This is a genomic window from Sediminicola luteus, assembly GCF_002514735.1.
Lineage (GTDB): Bacteria > Bacteroidota > Bacteroidia > Flavobacteriales > Flavobacteriaceae > HQA918.
Window position 1 is genome coordinate 79,990 of sequence record NZ_NBWU01000009.1, and the last position, 20,473, is coordinate 100,462.

15 protein-coding genes are annotated in these 20,473 nt (G+C 44.3%); 11 read left to right on the forward strand and 4 right to left on the reverse strand.

Annotated elements, in window-relative coordinates; translation table 11 throughout:
* The first annotated feature begins 65 nt into the window (after positions 1–65).
* Genes B7P33_RS19090 through B7P33_RS19100 form a run of 3 tightly spaced genes read left to right on the forward strand, consistent with a single transcriptional unit; the run spans position 66 to position 3,495 of the window.
* Positions 66–1,256 carry an acetyl-CoA C-acyltransferase gene (locus B7P33_RS19090; RefSeq protein WP_097443841.1) on the forward strand — a complete coding sequence of 397 codons (1,191 nt, stop codon included), beginning with the start codon at positions 66–68 and terminating at the stop codon, positions 1,254–1,256.
* 45 nt (positions 1,257–1,301) lie between these two features.
* Positions 1,302–1,658, forward strand: coding sequence for a four helix bundle protein (locus tag B7P33_RS19095; RefSeq protein ID WP_097443842.1), 357 nt, complete (start codon positions 1,302–1,304; stop codon positions 1,656–1,658).
* A gap of 37 nt (positions 1,659–1,695) precedes the next feature.
* Positions 1,696–3,495, forward strand: a complete 1,800-nt coding sequence (locus B7P33_RS19100) for an acyl-CoA dehydrogenase family protein (protein ID WP_172436008.1) — start codon at positions 1,696–1,698, stop codon at positions 3,493–3,495.
* Between the two features lie 79 nt (positions 3,496–3,574).
* Here B7P33_RS19100 and B7P33_RS19105 read toward each other — a convergent pair whose 3' ends face one another.
* Positions 3,575–4,060, reverse strand: a complete 486-nt coding sequence (locus tag B7P33_RS19105) for a hypothetical protein (protein ID WP_097443844.1) — start codon at positions 4,058–4,060, stop codon at positions 3,575–3,577.
* A 184-nt stretch (positions 4,061–4,244) separates the two neighbouring features.
* Complete coding sequence (locus B7P33_RS19110) at positions 4,245–6,266, reverse strand: dipeptidyl-peptidase 3 family protein (RefSeq protein WP_097443845.1); 2,022 nt, start codon at positions 6,264–6,266, stop codon at positions 4,245–4,247.
* Between the two features lie 135 nt (positions 6,267–6,401).
* Here B7P33_RS19110 and B7P33_RS19115 point away from each other — a divergent pair, with 135 nt between their 5' ends.
* The 4 genes from B7P33_RS19115 (at position 6,402) to B7P33_RS19130 (ending at position 11,932) form a co-directional block, all read left to right on the forward strand.
* Positions 6,402–7,241, forward strand: coding sequence for a TolB family protein (locus B7P33_RS19115; RefSeq protein WP_097443846.1), 840 nt, complete (start codon positions 6,402–6,404; stop codon positions 7,239–7,241).
* A gap of 32 nt (positions 7,242–7,273) precedes the next feature.
* Positions 7,274–8,941, forward strand: coding sequence for an RluA family pseudouridine synthase (locus B7P33_RS19120; RefSeq protein WP_097443847.1), 1,668 nt, complete (start codon positions 7,274–7,276; stop codon positions 8,939–8,941).
* Positions 8,942–8,959: 18 nt separating this feature from the next.
* The gene (locus B7P33_RS19125; RefSeq protein WP_097443848.1) at positions 8,960–10,408 is read left to right on the forward strand and encodes a sulfatase; all 1,449 of its coding nucleotides are present in this window, start codon (positions 8,960–8,962) and stop codon (positions 10,406–10,408) included.
* A gap of 93 nt (positions 10,409–10,501) precedes the next feature.
* Positions 10,502–11,932, forward strand: coding sequence for a pyridoxal phosphate-dependent decarboxylase family protein (locus B7P33_RS19130; protein WP_097443858.1), 1,431 nt, complete (start codon positions 10,502–10,504; stop codon positions 11,930–11,932).
* A 55-nt stretch (positions 11,933–11,987) separates the two neighbouring features.
* Here B7P33_RS19130 and B7P33_RS19135 read toward each other — a convergent pair whose 3' ends face one another.
* Positions 11,988–13,799, reverse strand: coding sequence for a glycoside hydrolase family 15 protein (locus B7P33_RS19135; RefSeq protein ID WP_097443849.1), 1,812 nt, complete (start codon positions 13,797–13,799; stop codon positions 11,988–11,990).
* Positions 13,800–13,892: 93 nt separating this feature from the next.
* Between B7P33_RS19135 and B7P33_RS19140 the strand changes: the two genes are divergently transcribed.
* From B7P33_RS19140 to B7P33_RS19155, 4 genes are all read left to right on the forward strand, one after another.
* Positions 13,893–16,103, forward strand: a complete 2,211-nt coding sequence (locus B7P33_RS19140) for a bifunctional alpha,alpha-trehalose-phosphate synthase (UDP-forming)/trehalose-phosphatase (RefSeq protein ID WP_097443859.1) — start codon at positions 13,893–13,895, stop codon at positions 16,101–16,103.
* 46 nt (positions 16,104–16,149) lie between these two features.
* Positions 16,150–17,481: a M28 family metallopeptidase gene (locus tag B7P33_RS19145; protein ID WP_097443850.1), complete on the forward strand. Its 1,332-nt coding sequence runs from the start codon at positions 16,150–16,152 to the stop codon at positions 17,479–17,481.
* Positions 17,482–17,573: 92 nt separating this feature from the next.
* Positions 17,574–19,190 (forward strand): M1 family metallopeptidase, encoded by a 1,617-nt coding sequence (locus tag B7P33_RS19150; protein WP_097443851.1) that lies wholly within the window; start codon positions 17,574–17,576, stop codon positions 19,188–19,190.
* 39 nt (positions 19,191–19,229) lie between these two features.
* The gene (locus B7P33_RS19155) at positions 19,230–19,700 is read left to right on the forward strand and encodes a TrmH family RNA methyltransferase (RefSeq protein WP_216359404.1); all 471 of its coding nucleotides are present in this window, start codon (positions 19,230–19,232) and stop codon (positions 19,698–19,700) included.
* 87 nt (positions 19,701–19,787) lie between these two features.
* Here the strand turns inward: B7P33_RS19155 and B7P33_RS19160 are convergent.
* Positions 19,788–20,473 (reverse strand): T9SS type A sorting domain-containing protein (locus tag B7P33_RS19160; protein WP_216359405.1); only part of this gene is annotated, 686 nt, incomplete at its 5' end.

The following is a 20,473-nucleotide window of genomic DNA, read 5'->3' on the forward strand; positions in this document are numbered from 1 at the left end:
TTTATTGATAAATCAAAAACAACCCCTAAACTCCCTCTCCTTTGGAGAGGGTTGGGGAGAGGCTTATGAAAACAGCATATATAGTTAAAGGATACCGAACAGCCGTTGGTAAGGCACCAAGGGGATTGTTCCGATTTAAGCGCCCAGACGAGTTGGCGGCCGAGACCATTGAGCACTTGATCGCCCAAGTGCCCCAACTGGATAAAACCAGGATAGACGACGTTATCGTGGGTAATGCCATGCCAGAGGCCGAACAAGGTCTTAATATGGCTCGTTTGATCTCGCTTATGGGATTAAAGGTGGAAGACGTTCCCGGGGTAACCGTAAACCGGTATTGTGCCTCCGGATTGGAAACTATCGGTATCGCCACGGCAAAGATACAAGCAGGTATGGCCGATTGTATAATCGCGGGTGGGGCCGAAAGTATGAGTTATATACCCATGGGTGGTTACAAACCCGTTCCCGATTATAAAGCGGCCAAAGCCGGTAACGAAGATTACTATTGGGGCATGGGGTTAACTGCAGAAGCGGTGGCCAATCAATTCAAGGTTTCGCGTGAGGACCAAGATGAATTTGCCTATAACTCACACCAAAAAGCATTAAAGGCCCAGGCCGAAAATCGTTTCGACGACCAAATCGTGCCCATTGATGTGGAACATACCTTTATCAATGCCGCCGGTAAAAAGGAGACAAAAAATTATTCAGTAGCTAAAGACGAGGGGCCACGTGCCGATACCTCGGTAGAACGTTTAGGGAAGTTACGACCCGTATTTGCAGAAGGTGGTAGTGTAACTGCGGGTAATTCTTCCCAAATGAGCGACGGTGCTGCTTTTGTATTGATCATGAGCGAAGACATGGTCAAAGAATTGAACCTAGAGCCCATTGCCCGTTTGGTTAACTATGCCGCTGCCGGTGTAGAACCACGCATTATGGGTATTGGTCCGGTTAAAGCCATTCCGAAAGCCTTAAAGCAGGCTGGCCTACAGCAAAACGATATCGATTTGATCGAACTGAACGAAGCCTTTGCCTCGCAATCTTTGGCGGTAATCCGCGAGTTGGACCTGAACCCGGACATTATCAATGTCAACGGTGGTGCCATAGCCTTGGGCCACCCACTGGGTTGTACTGGGGCCAAACTATCGGTACAGTTGTTCGATGAGATGCGCAAACGCGACATGAACGGAAAATACGGTATGGTAACCATGTGCGTAGGTACCGGACAAGGCGCCGCTGGGATTTTTGAATTTTTAAAATAGCGCAGAGAAAATAGAATATAGAAAATAGAGCAAAGACAAGAACAGGTGAAACGTCATAACTACAAGAAACTTATAATTTGGCAGCAAGGTTTGGAAATTGCCCAGCAGGTTTCTGATGTTTTGGTGGAATTCCCTAAGCATGAAAGATATGATTTAAGTTCCCAAATAAGTCGCTGTTCCATTACCATGCCAAGTAATATTGCGGATGGATCGGCACGAACGGATAAATCTTTCAAGCATTTTATCAATATGGCTTTGGGTTCTTCTTTTGAACTTATCACCCAATTGTCGATTGCTTATCATAGAAAGTATATAACCCAAAACAATTTAATCAGCTTAGAAGGGAAAATTGAAGAATGGCAAAAAATGACCATGGGATTCCAGAATGGTCTTGACTCCTAGTCTTTCCTCTATTTTCTATTCTCTATCATCTTATATTATGGAAAAAGATATCATAAGAGGCGGGCAATTCTTGGTTAAGGATGTGCCATGCGATGCGATTTTCACCCCAGAAGATCTTAACGAAGAACAAAAAATGATGCGCGATAGCGTAAAGGAATTCGCGGATCGTGAACTATGGGCCAACTGGGAGCGCTTTGAAGCCAAAGATTATGCTTTTACCGAGGCCTGTATGAAAAAGGCCGGTGAAATGGGCCTTTTAGCCGTGGCCGTACCGGAAAAATATGAAGGCCTGGGTATGGGCTTTGTATCTACCGTAATGGTATGTGATTATATTTCGGGTGCAACGGGATCGTTCAGTACGGCCTTTGGTGCCCATACCGGAATCGGTACTATGCCCATTACCTTATATGGAACGGAAGAACAAAAACAAAAATATGTACCTAAACTGGCTTCGGGCGAATGGTTCGGTGCTTATTGTTTAACCGAGCCCGGTGCAGGTTCCGATGCCAATTCAGGTAAGACCAAGGCGGTATTGTCAGAAGATGGAAGTCATTATTTGATCTCAGGTCAGAAAATGTGGATTTCCAATGCCGGTTTCTGTAACCTGTTCATCGTTTTCGCTCGAATCGAAGACGACAAAAACATTACCGGGTTTATCATAGAAAATGATCCTTCTAACGGAATAAGTTTAGGCGATGAGGAAAAGAAATTGGGTATCCACTCCTCCTCTACCCGTCAGGTGTTCTTTAATGAAACCAAGGTGCCGGTAGAAAATATGCTATCGGAGCGTGGAAATGGGTTTAAAATTGCTATGAATGCCCTAAACGTGGGCCGTATTAAATTAGCCGCGGGTTGTTTAGATGCCCAACGCCGTGTATTGGGTGAGGCCGTAAACTACGCCAACGAACGTATACAGTTCAAAACCCCGATCATGAACTTTGGGGCCATTAAGGCCAAAATCGCCCAAATGGCCATCAATGCCTATGTTGGTGAATCGGCCACGTATAGGGCGGCAAAAGATATTGAAAACAGAATAGCCATCAGGGAAGCCGCCGGTAACAGTCACCAGGAAGCCGAATTAAAGGGTGTGGAAGAATTCGCTATTGAATGTTCCATTCTTAAAGTCGCTGTTTCTGAAGATATACAACAAACCGCCGATGAAGGGGTCCAGGTTTTTGGTGGTATGGGCTTTTCGGCCGATACACCTATGGAATCGGCTTGGCGCGATGCCCGAATCTCCAGGATCTATGAAGGTACCAATGAAATCAACCGTATGCTTACCGTGGGTATGTTGGTCAAAAAAGCCATGAAAGGTCATGTTGACCTATTGGGACCTGCTACCGCCGTAGGGGAAGAGCTAATGGGTATTCCTTCTTTTGAAGTTCCTGATTTCTCGGCCTGCATGTCTGAAGAAAAAGATATGGTACACCGATTAAAGAAGGTGTTCTTAATGGTAGCCGGATCGGCCGTTCAAAAGTTTGGTCCTGCCTTGGAAGAACATCAGCAATTGTTGCTATGCGCTTCCGATATATTGATAGAGACCTATATGGCGGAATCGGCCATATTGCGTACAGAAAAGAATGTAAAACGCTTTGGGGAAGACGCCCAAAAGACACAGATAGCCATGGCACAATTGTACCTGTATCAGGCCGTGGATATCGTGATCAGCAAGGCCAAGGAGGCCATTGTTTCCTTTGCCGAGGGCGATGAGCAACGCATGATGCTTATGGGCCTTAAGCGTTTTACCAAGTATACCAACCATCCGAATGTTGTCGCTTTACGAGAACAAATTGCCGACAAGATTGCAGCGGATAACCGATATACATTTGATGCATAGAAATTTATCGAACTGTTATGCACACAAAAAAAGCCACTTCGTGAGAAGTGGCTTTTTCTTTATAGAAGCGTGCTTTCACTTACTTCATCATCTCTTGAAGCTCACCTGCCTTTTTAGCCAAATAGTCCGTCAACTTAGCGGCATCTTCGGCATTTAGGTTTTTGGTAAGTTCACTGGCTTTTTTAGAAAGTTCGTTACCCTTTTTGGTCAAAGAAGCCATAGCGGTCATGTTCTTATCTTCCAACACTTTTTTATAGTCGGCCATATAAGACTCATAACTCTTTACATAAGCCGTAACTTCTTCACTTTCGAAAGTAGGAAGTCCATCGACTAATTTTTCGGCTTCTTCTTTTACGTTATCAGCAGCTTCCTCTATTTTATCGGCAGCCGCCTCACCGGCTTCAGATACTTCCTTGGCAACGGCATCCGCAGTTTCCTCGATTTGCTCTGCGGCTTCCTCCATGGCTTCCACTCCGTTTTCTTTAGCTTTATTGGCATCTTTACAAGAAACACCGATTACCAAAGTGGCCATGGCCAAAATCTGAAATACGTTTTTAATCTTCATCGTAATTATTTAAAGTTTGTAAAAAATGGTTCGTACACTCCAAATACGTTAAAAATCACGAATTGGTTCATTTTACATTGTTTTTTTTAGGAATATAACATTCAACACCAACCTCTTTATAGTTTATAAGACACAAAAAAGCCCCCAAAATGGAGGCTTTTGAAAATACTAATAAAATGATTCCTTATTTTAAGAAACCAAAACGTTGGGCATAGTCCAACATTTGCGCACTGAAGGTTTCAGGCTGTTCAATAACGATATCGGTTATAGTACCATCGGCATCGGTTTGTGGCACCATTACCGGATTCACAAAGCCACTATATGGGGCCGAGGTAAACTGTTCGTTTCTTTTCAATACCTCCGCGTGTAGGGCCTGGTCAACTTTTACACCATAGCCTTCCACCAAATCTTGGGCGGCCTTAAAATCGCCTTCCGATTTAATGCGTTGGGTCTCGCGTAACAGTTGCCCGAACAATTCGCGTAATTTTTGGTAGTCGTTTACCTTAAAATAGGTTTTTCCATCGCGGCTAACCTTTTCGATTACATTATCGGGCTGTCCCTTTTCAAAGGCCCAAGCCGAAACCCATTGACGGTTTACCATATGGTCTTCTTCTATATCATCACCCAACTCTATACGGATCAATTGGGTCATGAGTCCGTTTCTGATATATCCATCATAGGCGGCCTTCCCGGTTTTCTCCCAATCGGTAACCAGACCCAATTCTTGTAGTTTGGGATCCATTAGATAGTACAGACCTACCAAATCGGCACGACCTTCTTCCATAGTAGAGGCGTAATTCTGTAAGGTCTCCTTGGGTTGACCGATACCTGGGTTGATTTGCCCCGAGGCATGACCAATAACTTCATGTAATGCAGTATGTAGCTTATCGGCTTTTTGTCCGAACTCCTCTTCCAAAGCAATCTCTTCTTCGTCATGGGCAAATTCCTTTAATCGCCCGGAGCCTCCAGCATTATTATAGGAATTGATAATATTCCCTAAAGAAACCGATTTGCTACCATGTTCTTGACGGATCCAATTGTTGTTGGGCAAGTTTACACCGATAGGCGTACTGGGCGAAGCATCGCCCGCTTCACCGGCCACGTTTATGGTCTTGTACGATATACCAACTACATCTTTCTTTTTGTGTTCGTCCATCAAGGGCGCATTATCTTCGAACCACTGTGCATTGGCCGACAATACCTCCATTTGTTTCGACATCTCAAAGTCCTTCAATTGTACAATGGTCTCATAAGAACCTTTAATACCTTTGGGGTCATTATAGACTTCAACAAAGCCACTGATCCAATCGATATTGCCTTGGGTACTGTTTACCCATGCAATGGCATATTCGTCCCAGGTATGCAGATTACCTGTTTTGTAATAGTCGATCAATAGACCCAAGGTTTTGGCCTGCTGGTCGTTTTCGGCCACTCCTTGGGCCAATTCCAACCATTTTACCATTTCATCTATAGCGGCGCCATATAGCCCTCCCGATTTCCAGACCTTTTCTACCAGCACACCGTTCTCTCGTACCAAAGTACTGTTCAGACCGGTTTCAATGGGTCGACCCTCAGGCCCTTTGTCCGCCTTGGCGTAAAAGGCTTCTACACCGGCATTGGTAATATCAGGGCCATAAAAATTCACTGCAGAGGCCGCTACATTGTCAACCCCTTTTTTCTTATTTACTTTTTTGGCATCGGCATCATTGAAAATCACCTCAAAAGCCTCACCCTCCAGCTGAGCACCGGTCTCGCTTAGCATTCCTTTAAGATAGTCGGGACTAAAACCTGCTGGGAGTTTATCATTCGAATAATGGTGATGTATACCGTTACTGAACCACACCCGTTTTAGGTAGGTCTCAAAGGCCTTCCAATCTTCAGAATTTTTATCACCTTTATAATTGGCATACACTTTTTCCAAGGCAGCTCGAATACTGAGGTTATGACGGTAGTTTTGATCCCACATCATATCCCGGCCCGACAATCCGGCCTGGGTAAGGTAATATACCAGTTTTTTCTCCTTAAGGGTGAGGTCTTCAAAACCTGGGATTTGATAGCGTAACACCTTAACATCGGCAAATTGTTCCACAAAAGTTTCGTAGGCTACTTTTTCCGGGGTTTCTACCACTTCCGGAGCTTTTTCTTGTTTACAAGCTCCCATTACACCGGCTAAAACCAAGCCCATGCAAAGCAATTTCCATTTCATATATCGAATGATTTGATTAAACTTTAAAATTACGAAATCCGCAGTGAAACACCTACAAAAGAACACAATATTCAATTTGACTTCCGAAATCGGACTATTGAATTGTTATTCCTTATTTTTAGCAAAAATCCGTAGATGAAATTCCGTATGCTCATGGCCATTTTGGCTGCCCCTCTTTTTCTTTTGGCCCAACCGGAGACGGAAGTCTTTGTTTTTGATTTGGACATGGCCGCCAAAAGCATTACAAACCCCAAGAACATTAGTAACAATCCGGGTTACGACAACCAACCCAGCTTTGTTACCGATTCCACCTTGGTATTTGCCTATTCGGTACATGGCCAGCCCGATATTCTTTTTTATGAACTCACATCTGGATATAGTATTCGGCTAACGGATACCCCTGGTGGGGAATATTCCCCTACCCCTACCCCAGATGAAAGTTCTTTTTCATTTATCCGTCTAGATCCCGATGGCAAACAGTTATTGTACAAACTTGGAAAAGACAAAAAAGCAGAGCCCCTTCATAACACTTTGGTTATTGGATACCATGCCTGGATTAATCACGATGAATTATTAGCATTCGTTTTAGGTGAACCAAGTACCTTGGTGAAGGTTAATACTACTGATGGCAGCCATAAAACCTTGGACTCGAATATTGGACGTTCGCTACATAAACATCCTAAATCGGGTAAGATGCTATACATTTCGAAATCCAATTCAGATTGGACCATTAACAGTTGGGACCCAAAAAGAGGAACAATCGAAACGGTTACCAAAACCCTAGCGGAGCAAGAAGATTTTTGTATTCACCCCAACGGCATTTTACTAATGGGTATGGGTGACCAATTGTATTATTCCCAGCACGGCCAATGGAAACCCTTGGCCAATGTAGGTGCGTTCGGCATTAAAAACATCAGTAGATTGGCCGTTAGTCCAAATGGAAAACGATTGGCCTTGGTCGGTGAACTACAATAAGCATTCGCTGGCAAAACCCTATTTTTGCGGCAATGGCTACAGCACCTCCTTTAGTACATCGATTTCAAAAAGCTATTTCGAATATTCCCTTACCGGAACGTTTTACTTTTCCTTTTTACTATGACCCCCATCCGTTAAGTCTGATGGCCGCGAAAGCCCTACAGGACCATCTAGCGACCCAGTCCGATTTTGACCATAATTTTGGACTCGACCCCATGGCCAAAGGTATGGTCATCGGAAAAATGTTCGGGGTATTGGTAATCAAAGATACACAAGGAAAGTTGGGGTATCTCTGGGCATTTTCGGGTAAACTTGCCGAACAAAACCACTGGCCCGGATTTGTCCCCCCAATTTTCGATATGTTGGACCCCGAGGGTTTCTTTAAACAGGAAGAATTCGTATTGAACCAAATCAATGCCCAGATCGAGGAGGCGGGAAAGGACAGCGATTATATCAAAACCCTAAACCAATGGCAAGCGGAAACCCAATTACGAGACAGCCAATTATCGGCAGAACTAGAACGCCTAAAAACCAGAAAGCGTGAACGAAGGGCCCATCGGAATTCCTTTGATGGGAATGTTGACCAAAGGGAAGCTTTACAACAGGCCCATCACGATCAAAGCCTGAAAGATCAGTTCGTATACAAAGAGTTCCAGGCCTATTGGTATGACCGGATTAGGCCCTTACAAATCCAAAAAGACCAATTTGAGCAACGATTGGAGCGCCTTAGAAAGGAAAGAAAAACTCGTTCGAACGCCCTTCAACAAAGATTATTCGACCAATATCATTTTTTAGACGCAAACGGAAACACCAAAAATGTTTTGGATGTCTTTGAAGGGGTACCCCCAGCCGGAAGTGGCGAATGTGCCGCTCCAAAACTATTGCAGTACGCCTACACCCATGGTTTACAACCCTTGGCATTGGCCGAATTTTGGTGGGGAGCGCCCCCGAATACCGAGATTAGACAGCATAGTAGGTTCTATCCGAGTTGTAAAAGTAAATGCGAGCCCATTTTAGGCCATATGCTACAAGGGCTTCAGGTAGACCCCGACCCCTTATTACAAAACCCGGCCTTGGGCAAGGATTTGGAAATCTTATTCGAAGACGAAGCCATGCTGGTGATTAATAAACCGGCCGAATTTCTGTCGGTACCTGGCAAACATATTACCGATTCGGTTCAAAGTAGGATGAAAGCCAAATATTCAGAAGCTTCCGGGCCTATGGTGGTACATCGACTGGATATGTCGACATCGGGCTTAATGCTGATCGCAAAAACCGAAAAGGCACATAAACGGTTACAAAAACAATTCTTGGACCGTACCATTAAAAAGCAATATATAGCCCTTTTGGATGGTGAAGTTTCCGAACCCAATGGGGTTATCGAACTCCCGCTTCGGGTAGATCTAGATGACCGACCCCGGCAGTTGATTTGTTATGACCACGGAAAACCGGCCAAAACCCTTTGGGAGACCATGGCCGTTACCAATGGGCAGACCCGTATACGGTTTATCCCCATAACCGGACGCACCCATCAGCTGCGGGTACATACCGCCCATCAATCGGGATTGGGTTGCCCAATAGTCGGTGATGATCTGTATGGTACCAAGGCCGATCGCCTACATTTACATGCCGCTTATATTGCCTTTACGCACCCTTTGGATAAAAAAGAAATGGTTTTCGAAAAAAAACCGGATTTTTAAAACTTAATCCACTCTACCATGGCGGCCATACGATTACCGATTACCACAGCTCTTCTATTAATTTGTTACTTGGGTTTGGCACAACAAAAAAAACGGCCCAATGTGCTTTTCATCATTTCAGATGATTTGACCACAACTGCGGTTTCGGCTTATGGCAATACCCCATCACAAACCCCGAATATCGATCGCTTGGCTACCGAAGGTACTCTATATACCAAAGCCTATTGCCAATACCCGGTTTGCGGACCGTCGCGTGCCTCCTTTATGTCGGGTTATTATCCGCATGCCACCACTACTTTTGGATATACCAGTGGCAGGGAAAATATCGGTGACCGTAAAATGTTGCCCGAACTCTTCAAGGATAGTGGTTATTATACCGCGCGCGTAAGCAAGTTGTTCCATATGGGGGTGCCCATTGATATAGAAACCGGCTCCAATGGTAAAGACGATGCCCGCTGCTGGGTAGAGCGTTTTAACAGCCAAGGCCCCGAGTGGAAAGCCAAGGGGGAAGGCGAATTAGTGCAGAATAATCCAGATGGTACCTTGCCTGTCAAAGGCGGAAATGTAATGACCATCGTAAAGGCTGCGGGTGATGATCTCGCCCATTCCGACGGAAGAACGGCCCAAAAAGCTTCGGAACTTATCCGAAAACACAAAAACGAACCTTTTTTTATCGCCGTAGGTTTTGTGAGGCCCCATGTACCCTTTGTGGCACCAAAAAAATATTTTAAACCCTATCCCCACCAAACTATCATTAGGCCCGATAGCGTGCCCAACGACTGGAACGATATTCCTGAAAAAGGCATCAACTATGTAACTTCGGTCAAAGCCCAAATGTCGGCGGAACAAGAACAAAAAGCCATAGCGGCCTACTATGCCTCAGTTGCCTATATGGATGCCCAGGTGGGCAAAGTGCTACAGACCCTAAAGGAGGAAGGCCTAGAGGACGATACCATTGTGGTGTTTACCTCGGACCATGGTTTTCTTTTGGGCGAGCATAAGTTTTGGATGAAAGTCAGCCTTATGGAAGAATCCGTACAAGTACCTTTGATTATCAAAGTACCCGGAAAAAAGCCTGCGGTTTGTGAATCGTTTGCCGAGCTATTGGACCTATACCCTACCCTGACCCAATTGGCGGGGATACAGGCACCGGACCATTTACAAGGTAAAGATCTGTCGCCCACCTTTAACAATCCGGAATACAAAGTTCGGGATAAGGCCTTTTCGGTAAGTCAGGGTGGTAAGGCTCTATTGTTGCGCAGCAAGGAATGGGCTTATATCCATTACGGGGAAGACGCTCGAATGGGCGTGGAATTGTACGACATGCAAAACGATCCGAAACAATTCCATAATCTGGCCCTGGACCCTAATTATTCAGAAACCGTGGCCTTCTTTCAAAACGAATTGAAAGCCAAGCTCAAAGCAGTTAGGCAAAACGATTTGGATAAGATATATACTAAGAAATAGATTGACCCCGGAACTTCCATGGCTAAAATACTGTTGTTTAACAATGTGAATTTTCAGTCTTATTAATAGGTGCGTTTAGCCGTATATTTGGGTATGGCAACATCAGTTTTAGAAAACGTATACGATCCAGAAGCTTTTCGCAAATTAGGTCATGAATTGGTCGATTCCTTGGCCGATCATCTAAGTGCTTGTTTAGCTCCTTCCGAAGGACAAAAAGTAATGGATTGGCAGCTTCCCGAAGATGAATTGGCCTTTTGGCATGCCTTTGATTCCAAGGAACCTACTGAAATTTTCAACACGGTATTGCAGCGCTGCATCCATACCCATCATCCGAAATATATAGGACATCAGGTGAGTGCCCCGGCCCCAATTACGTCCCTTAGTGCTATGCTTTCGGCCCTATTGAACAATGGTATGGCCGTCTATGAAATGGGCAAGGCTCCTTCGGCCTTAGAAAGAGTGATTACCGATAAACTCTGTGAAAAACTTGGATACTCGCCTGATGCTAGAGGCTTTTTAACCTCCGGAGGTACCTTGGCCAATCTTACCGCCTTGTTGACCGCCAGGAGGGAAAAAGCACCCGAAAACGTTTGGGAGGCTGGGTATTCGCAAAAACTGGGCATTATGGTGAGTGAAGAAGCCCATTATTGTGTAGATCGGGCCGCCCGAATCATGGGATTGGGCTCCGAGGGGATTATAAAAATTCCGAGTACCGTAGATTTTGTCATGGATACCAGTTTACTCGATACCTACATGCAAAAAGCCAAAGCCCAAGGCATTTATGTTTTTGCCATTGTGGGTAGCGCCCCCTCTACTTCCACGGGTATGTACGACGATTTGGAAACCATCGCTTCTTTTGCCCAAAAACATAAACTCTGGTTCCATGTCGATGGTGCCCATGGAGGCGCAGCCATTTTCTCGCCAAAATATAAAAACACCCTTAAAGGCATCGACCAGGCCGATTCGGTGGTGATAGACGGACACAAAATGATGCTGATGCCCGCCATTACGACGGCTTTGTTATATAAAAATGGAAATACCTCCTACACTACCTTTAGTCAAAAAGCCGATTATCTTCTGCTACAATCGCAAGAAGAAGATTGGTACAACAAGGCCAAACGTACTTTTGAGTGTACCAAACTTATGATGAGTTTACATTGGTATATGCTTTGGCAAACCGAAGGCGAAACACTGTTCGATGATTTCGTAACCACACTATACGACAAAGGCATACAATTCGCCAAAACTGTTCAACAAAGGGCTAGTTTCGAATTGGCGGTTTCACCCATGTCGAATATCGTTTGCTTTCGTTTAAAACTTGCTTCCGGAAAACTGGAACAGGAAAATGCCCTCAACTTAAACATACGACAACAACTTTTGGAAGATGGTGATTTTTATATCGTTCAGACCAAACTTAGGGGCAAACAATACCTTCGGGTTACGCTGATGAACCCATTTACTACGGAAACTATACTGGAACAACTATTGGATCGTATAGAGGAAATAGGCCGCTCTCTAGTTTGATGGACTTTTCAAGACAAATCAATATTTGGAATTCCAAATATTCAAGTAAGGTGAATTAATTCTCCTCCAAGCCCATATTTTCCCGGATGCGTTCTTCCCTATCCTTTTTGGAAAAGTTCATAGCACATTCGATCAAGGCTAAATGGGAATAGGCCTGGGGAAAATTACCCAACAGGCGCTTAGTCTTAAAGTCGATATCTTCACTGAAAAGCCCCAGGTAGTTACTATAGCCCAATAGTTGTTCGAAGATTTCCAAGGCCCGTGCCTCTTCACCTATTTTGAACAGGCTGTTTACGAACCAAAACGTACAAATGGTAAACGATGAGGAGGGGAGTCCAAAATCATCTTCATTCTTATAGCGGTACAATAGTCCATCGTTCTCCAGTTCACGTTCTACCGCTTTTACGGTAGCTACATATTTTGGATCCTTGGCTTCTATAAAACCATAAGGCTCCATCAGTAATACTGAAGCATCCATATAGGGCGAACCATAAGATTGGGTAAAGGCCTGTACCTCTTCATTCCAAGCCTGCCGGTGTATATCTTGATGGATGCGGTTCCTTAGGCTTACCCAATACTCTATCTTGTTTCCTTTTCCTAATATACGGGCCACTTTTATGGCGCGATCGATGGCCACCCAACACAGTAATTTCGAAAAAGTAAAATGCTGATCACCTCCCCGAAACTCCCAAATACCCTTGTCGGAATCTTGCCAGTTTCGCTCTACCTCCCAAGCCATATTCTTGGTAATATCCCATAACTCCTCGCCATTTTCTATGTCTTGGTTAAAGAGTTCCAATTGTTGGAGGATTACATCCATAAGAATGCCATAAATATCGTTCTGCACCTGCTCAAAAGCTGCGTTTCCGATACGTACGGGTTTAGACCCTTTATAGCCCTCCAAGTGGTCCAACGTTTTTTCGGTCAATTGTTTTTCGCCATTGATGCCGTACATAATCTGAAATCGCTCACCTTTATCGGGCACCAATCCAATGATAAAGTCAAGATAGCGCTTGGCCACGTTTTTATGACCGAGTTCCGACATGACCTTGATAACCATAGAGGCATCGCGGATCCAACAGAAACGGTAATCCCAGTTGCGTACCTCACCAATGGTCTCGGGTAACGAAGTCGTTGCTGCGGCCAATACCGCACCGGTTTTACCATAACTGAGTAATTTTAGGGTAATGGCCGAACGATTGATCTGGGCATTAAAATCCCGAAAGTTGGGGGTTCTATGGCTCCAGTCGAGCCAATACACATTGGTACGTTCCAGTTCCAAATGGGCGAACTCCAAGCTGGGTTGGAAAATACATTCATGATAGGTCAAAAGAAAGAAACCGTCTTTACGCAACACGATCTCATCGCCATGCACCACCTTTTCCTTATCAAAAGAGGTATATAGAAAAATGGAGTCAAAGGATTCCCCTTCGGTCAAACTCACCACATAATCCTTTTTCACATAGGTTTGGGTAAGCCCTTTAGCGTATTCCAATTTAGGGTCGTAATCTACCTTAAACCTTGGCTTTCCCGAGATCAATTTTATATACCGAATCAATTGGGGTGGTCTATGGTACCCGCCTTTTTGTTTGTAATAACGCGGCATAAAATCGTGTAGCTCGAATACCCCATCGGTACAATTGAACCGTGTAATCAAAATTGCGGTTTGTTCCTTATACTTTTGCGAAACACTATATTCACCTAAGGGTTCCATCCCAAAATGCCCTCCTTTATCGGCATCCAATAGTTTGGCAAAAACCGATGGTGAATCAAATTCCGGTAAGCAACACCAATCCAACGAACCGGTTTTTGAAATCAAAGCGGCACTCCTACAATTCCCAACAATTCCATAATCGAGGTTTTCCATAGCGAAATCTTAACGGTAAAGTGTTTGTGGTACAGTTCTTTTTGGCGAAATTTAGACATAAAAATACACCAACCGAATAATTCCGACCAAATTATGGGCAAAACTGTTATAATCTCAAACCGACTCCCTTTACAGTTACAAAACAATAATGAAACCCTTAGTGCCACACCAAGTGTAGGCGGATTGGCCACGGGGGTAAAGTCGGTACACACCAAAGACAAGGATCTTTGGATCGGTTGGAACGGTCTCTCTGAAGAAGACACCCAAAATATTGATCAAAAAGAGATCGATGATCTATTAACAGCCCATGGTTGTGCCAATGTGGCGCTTAACCAAGACGATGTCGAAGGGTTTTATTTTGGTTTTAGCAATCGTACCATATGGCCGCTATTCCACTATTTTTTGGAGTATGCTGAGTTCGAGCTTTCATTTTGGGAAGCCTATAAGCGGGTGAACCAAAAATTTGCCGATGCCATAATCGCCAATTGTGCTGAAGAAGACACCATTTGGGTACACGATTACCAATTGATGCTGGTACCGCAAATGGTTCGAGAGCAATGGCCCGATGCCACTATTGGTTTCTTTTTGCATATCCCCTTTCCGTCCTATGAGATTTTTAGGGTGATGCCATGGCGCAAGGAAGTGATACAAGGGTTACTTGGAGCCGATCTACTCGGATTCCACACCTACGATTACGAACGCCATTTTTTAAGCTCCGTAAGAAGATTACTTGGTCTGGAGGTGAGTTTCAATGATATTTATTTGGATAATAGGGTCATTAAAGTCGATTCTTTCCCTATGGGGATTGATTATGATAAATTTGAGCAAGCCGCTATCGCCCATAATAGCCTGATGCCCCAAAACCGCTCTGACCTTCAGCAACGGTTAGACAAGCATAAGATAAGTACGCCGGATGCCAAGTTCCTCCTCTCCATAGACCGGCTCGATTACTCTAAAGGCATAGCGAAACGCTTAAAATCCTTTGAATATTTCCTGCAGAAATACCCAGAATACCAACAAAAGGTACGTTTGATTATTTTGGCCGTGCCATCTCGCTCCAATGTACCCCAATACCAACTCCTTAAAAAGGAAATCGATGAATTGGTGGGCCGTATCAATGGTGAACTGGCCACGGTAAACTGGACCCCCATTTGGTATTTCTACCGTTCATTGCCCTTCGAAAATCTCATCGATCTGTACACCAGTTGCGATATTGCCTGGCTTACCCCCATTCGCGATGGTATGAACTTGGTGGCCAAAGAATATATAGCCACCCGTACCGATCAAAGTGGAGTGTTGATCTTGAGCGAAATGGCAGGCTCGGCCAATGAGATGATGGAATCCTTGCTGATCAATCCGAATAATTTTGAACAGATTGCCGATACCATACACGATGCCATAAGCATGCCCATGGCCGAACAACAGGCCCGTAACAAAACCCTTCAAGAGCGTTTGCGGCGCTATAACGTAGGGAAATGGGCCACTGATTTTATGGAATCGCTGCAGGCTCAAAAAAATAATAATGTCAGTTTTAGTTCGCGAAAAATCACGGCATCGGTAGCTAAGAAAATCAAAACAGCCTACGATACGGCCCAAAAACGGTTGGTATTCTTGGACTATGACGGCACTTTGGTAGGTTTTCATAAAAACCCGAAAAAGGCGAGTCCGGACGCCGGTTTGTATGAAATTCTAGAACATTTCCATAACGACCCCAAGACCGATTTGTACTTAATTAGTGGCCGCGACAAACAGACCTTTACCAATTGGTTTATGCCCAAAGGCTATAATATGGTAACCGAACATGGGGTTTGGATATCTCGTGCCGGTAGTGACTTTACATTACTTGAAAACGTAAAAAACGACTGGATGGATAAAATACGTCCGGTACTGGAATCTTTTGTAGACCGCACCCCAGGTTCGTTCATCGAAGAGAAAAACTATTCCTTGGCCTGGCACTATAGAAATACCGACCCCGATTTTGGACAGCTACGCTGTACCGAACTTACCACGGTATTGACCAGTTTGATCGCCAACGACAACCTCAGTGTATTGAATGGTAACAAAGTATTGGAGATCAAGAACAGTGGTGTAAACAAAGGACGGGTTGCCTCTAAACTGTTCATGGAAGATTCGTACGACTTTGTTATGGCCATTGGCGATGATTGGACCGACGAATATATGTTCGAAGAATTACCCGAAATGGCCACGACCATAAAAGTTGGACCCAAAAAGACCCATGCCAAATATTTTGTGGAGAACACTGAAAAAGTCCGTGAACTGTTAAAACAGTTACTGGAAGAGTGATTCCGTTTTAGATCGGTTATTTTGTAGGCGCAAAAAACCAATCAAAATGAAAAACATCCTTTGCTTGGCCCTATGTTGTCTTACGACATGGGCTTGGTCGCAGACCGATAGCCGTATTTACGATATTATAGATGCCGTTTCGGCCGAGCGTATTGAAAAAGATATTACCACTCTTGCCGGTTTTGGTACCCGGCACACCTTAAGTGATACAATTTCCAACACCCGTGGTATCGGGGCCGCAAGGCGTTGGATAAAATCTGAATTCGAAACCATTTCCCAAGACTGTAACCAATGCCTCGATGTTTTCTATCAAAAAGATTTGGTCGAAAAAGGCACGAATAACCGTATTGTAAAAGATGTAATGGTAGTGAATGTGGTCGCCATTCAAAAAGGTACAAAATACCCAAATCGCTATATAATTATGAGTGGCGATATTGATTCCCGTATTTCCGATCCCAATAATTTTACAGACGACGCCCCAGGGGCCAATGATAACGCCAGTGGCATGGCCGGTACTTTGGAAGCTACACGGGTTCTGTCTAAATACCAATTTGACAACAGCATTATTTATGTTGGCTTGTCTGGAGAGGAACAAGGCCTTTTTGGTGGTAAAGGTTTGGCGGCACATGCCAAAGAAGAAGGTTGGGAGATTATTGGTATTTTGAATAATGATATGATCGGTAATATCACCGGGGTAGATGGTGTGGTCTCAAATCGCGATTTCAGGATATTCTCTGAACCTGTTCCGCCCACGGAAACCGAAAAGGAACGCAAGGCCCGACGCTTTTATGGTGGTGAGGTCGATGGCATTAGCAGACAATTGGCCCGATATGTACATAAAACCACTAAAACCTATATGCCCGAAATGAACCCCACCCTAATCTATCGTTTAGATCGCTTTGGCCGGGGTGGCCACCATAGACCATTTAACGATGCGGGGTTTGCTGGGATACGGATTATGGAATCGCATGAGAATTATACACAACAACACCAAGACATACGTATGGAAAACGGCATTGCCTATGGCGATGTATTGGAACATGTAAACTTTGAATACGCCAAAAAATTGACTGCGGTAAACGCCATTAACCTTGCCTCTATCGCTTGGGCACCCCCAACGCCTCAGGAGGTAGGCATAGGTGGTATCGTAGAACCGAGTGCGCGTTTTAGTTGGAAAGCCGTAGAAGGCGCCGTGGGCTACAAAATTTATTGGCGTGATACGACCTCCCCTACTTGGGATTATTCAAGAAATGTTGGTAATGTAACTGAATTTACCTTAGACGGAATTGTGATTGATAATTATTTCTTTGGGGTTTCGGCCATTGGAAAAGATGGTCATGAGAGCTTGGTCAAGTTCCCAAACCATATAATCCGTTAATCCAAAACCAAAATCGGGGAAAATATTCCTGTTATCTTTAGCCTGCTTTCCCGTATTTGGGAGGTATTCAATATAATTCAAATTCAACATCCATGAGAAAACTCTTCTCTGCCCTATTATTACTTTCCTGTGCATCCTTATTTGCCCAACAAACCTTTACCCAACAAGATAGTCTTCGTGGAAGCATTACCCCAGAGCGCGCTTGGTGGGATCTAAACTACTACCACCTCGACATCAAGGTTGACCCCGATGCCCAAACCATTGCGGGTACCAACACCATTCGTTATAAGGTCACCCAGCCCTATCAAGTGTTACAAGTTGACCTACAACCACCGATGAAAATCGAGAAGATTACCCAAGATGGTAAAAAGTTGAAATTCAACTCCAATATCAATGCCCACTTCGTAAAACTTAGAAAGAAACAAAGGGTTGGTGACTATAATGAAATCGTAGTGCATTATTCCGGTAAACCCATTATCGCGAAGCGCCCCCCGTGGGATGGCGGCCTAACATGGGAAAAAGATGGCAAGGGCGACCACTTTTTTGCCAATTCCAACCAAGGCATAGGTTCTAGTGTGTGGTGGCCCAACAAAGACCACCCGGCCGATGAGGTCGATAGTATGGCCATTAGTGTTGAAGTACCCAAAAACCTTATGGATGTTTCCAACGGTAGGCTGCGAAAGGTTGAGGAGCACGAAAACACCAAAACCTACCATTGGTTCGTTAGTAACCCCATCAATAATTATGGTGTGAATATCAATGTGGCCGATTATGCCCATTTTTCGGAGGACTATGCTGGTGAAAAAGGTAATTTAACCTTGGATTATTATGTCTTAAAGGAAAACCTTGAAAAAGCCAAAAAACAATTCAACCAGGCCCTTATGACCATAAAGGCCTTTGAATATTGGTTTGGCCCCTACCCTTTTTATGAAGATGGCTTTAAACTGGTTGAAGCCCCATATCTAGGTATGGAACACCAAAGCTCGGTAACCTATGGGAATAAATACCAGAATGGGTATATGGGCCGAGACCTGTCACAAACCGGTCGGGGACTACTTTTCGACTTTTTGATCGTGCATGAATCGGGTCATGAATGGTTCGCCAACAATATTACCGACAAAGATGTGGCCGATATGTGGATCCATGAGAGTTTTACGGCCTATTCCGAGAACCTTTTTCTAGACTACCACTTTGGCTATAATGCCGCCTGTGATTATGTTTTGGGCACCAAGGCCCTTGTAGGGAATAAACGCCCTATCATTGGGCAATACAACGTAAACAATCGAGGTGACGATATTTATTATAAAGGAGCCAATATGCTTCATACTCTAAGGCACCTGATCGAAGACGATGAAAAATGGCGCTCCATTTTACGTGGACTGAACAAAGACTTTTATCACCAGACCGTTACTACCAAACAGATTGAGGATTATATCAGTAATAAAAGTGGTATTGATCTAACCGAGTTTTTTGAGCAATACCTGCGCACCACCATGATTCCAACTCTGGAATACAAACAAGACGGAAACTCTGTTGCCTATAGATATACCGATATCGTTTCTGGTTTTGATATGCCAGTTCAAATCATAAGCAACAATAAAAAGGAATGGATCTACCCCACAGCCACCTGGAAAACACTCGACAAACCATTTTCAATGGAACAATTCGAGGTTGATCGTAATTTTTATTTAGAAACCAAAAAGTTGTAATACACCTTGTCGGTACAATTGACCCATACGCAAACCCGGATGCTACGCCCCAAAAGAAGCATCCGGGTTTTTGCTCCCTTTATGGGGTTTCAAGACAATATGGGTGCTCTCTTTCGCCTATGTGATGCCATGGGAGTCGAAGAAGTCATTTTTGGTCACGATATAGACCTTAATTCTCGACGATTACGCAAAGCGGCCCGTTCAAGTATAACCGCCTTAAAAACCCGTGTTTCCCCTGACCATAAGTTTGAAATAGAATCATTCCGTAAAAATGGGGGCCAGATAATCGGCTTGGAACTTACCGACACTAGTTTCCCTTTACAAGATTGTGCTTTGGACATTGACACCGATATCCTTTTGGTTATTGGCCATGAAGTAGATGGCATTCCCAAGGAAATTTTACAGATACTGCCCCAGTGTTACCATATTAATATGTACGGACAAAACTCCAGCATGAATGTAGTACATGCCACGGCCATGGCCTTGTATCATTTCAGGAGTTTAGAGTAATCGCCCCTCCAATTATAAATAAAAAAGCCGCCCGGGAATTGCTTCCCGGGCGGCTTAATTTTATTTAGGTGTTAACCTAATGGTCCGTTATCGGACGATCAAATGCTTACTATCGATCCAGCCGTTGCCTATAACCCTAACAATATATTTGCCCGGGGCTAGGTTTAGGGTATTGAACTGTACCTCGCTTTCGCCTTGGTACACTTGGTAAGATCGGGCCGGACTTACCATACGGCCATCGATACTATAGATACTCAACCATAGCTTCTCACCACCAGCTGTCAGCCCTTTACCAGTTTGACTACCCTTCGATGGGGTGTTCAAGCTTAAGGTCACCACACTGTTAGACTTGGCCGGGTTCGGATAAAGACTGGTAGCTCCTGTTGCGTTGGTGTTTTTATCCGATTCACAATCGCCAGAAAGGGTTAATGTAACCGAACTCTCCCCGGTACAACCCTCAGGGGTTTTCCAACTGATCTTATAGGTACCAAAATCGGTCTTGTCTATATTCTCCTTACAGTAAAGGTTGTTCTGTACATTCTCCGGGTCGGCCTGTACTACCTCTTGTCCGTTCGGTAAGGTGAAGGTAAACATCCACTGTGAGTAGTCCTCGGCACTTGGGTCGCCCAAGGCCTCCAACTGCATGTACATCCAAATATGGAAGTCGTCGCCAATACAGGCCTCTATTTCCGTACCTGGTTGGTAACCTACCTCTTGATCTCGCGGTAATACCGCTAGACCGGAGTTCATCGGACAGGCTTCCTGCTCTACAT